The organism is Thauera phenylacetica B4P, assembly GCF_000310225.1.
Classification (GTDB): Bacteria; Pseudomonadota; Gammaproteobacteria; order Burkholderiales; family Rhodocyclaceae; genus Thauera; species Thauera phenylacetica.
Genome location: NZ_AMXF01000547.1, coordinates 1 through 753 on the forward strand (window position 1 = coordinate 1; position 753 = coordinate 753).

The window sequence follows — 753 nt, forward strand, 5'->3', positions numbered from 1 at the left end:
TCCGGAAGCTCATGCAGGAGCGCCGGCAGGCGCGAATACCTTTATCGGCGGGGCGAGGGGCGGGGTGCCCTGGCCGACCGACTTCGAGCTCGCCTGCCGCTGGTACGAGGCGCAGATGCCGCGCCTGTACGACGACTTCGCGGTGCGCGCGCTCGACATCCAGCAGCTCGCGCGCATCGCCGCCACAAGCCCGAGCCGGCAGCGCTTCCTCACCGAGCTCACCCTCGACCCGCCCAGCGCCACCAGCGGCGAGGCCGGCATGCCGCTGCTCGACGAGGACTACCTGATCCTGTCGACCATCCACTCGGGCAAGGGTCAGGAGTGGAGCGCGGTGAGCGTGCTCAACGTGGTTGACGGCTGCATCCCGTCGGACGTCGCCACGCGCAACAGCGCCGAGATCGAGGAGGAGCGCCGCCTGCTCTACGTGGCGATGACGCGCGCGAAGGACGGCCTCGACCTGATCGTGCCGCAGCGCTTCCACGTCACCCAGCAGATGGGCCTGGGCGATCGCCATGTCTATGCCGGACGCAGCCGCTTCATCCCCAACCGTCTGCTCGGGCACTTCGAGCAGACGAGCTGGCCGTCACCGGCGCCCGAGCTGCAGGGTTCGCCGGCCTCGCGCCAGGCCGCGATCGACCTCGCCGCGAAGATGCGCGACATGTGGCGTTGAGGTGGCGCCGGAGCGGTCGGGGCGGGCGCGTCCGGCGCGCCGCCGATGCGCTCGCGCGATGACCGCCGCGGGCCGCACTGCGG

1 protein-coding gene is annotated in these 753 nt (G+C 71.7%); it reads left to right on the forward strand.

Annotated elements, in window-relative coordinates:
* Window positions 1–670 (forward strand): 3'-5' exonuclease (locus C667_RS23595; RefSeq protein ID WP_245538532.1); only part of this gene is annotated, 670 nt, incomplete at its 5' end.
* Between the last annotated feature and the right edge of the window lie 83 nt (window positions 671–753).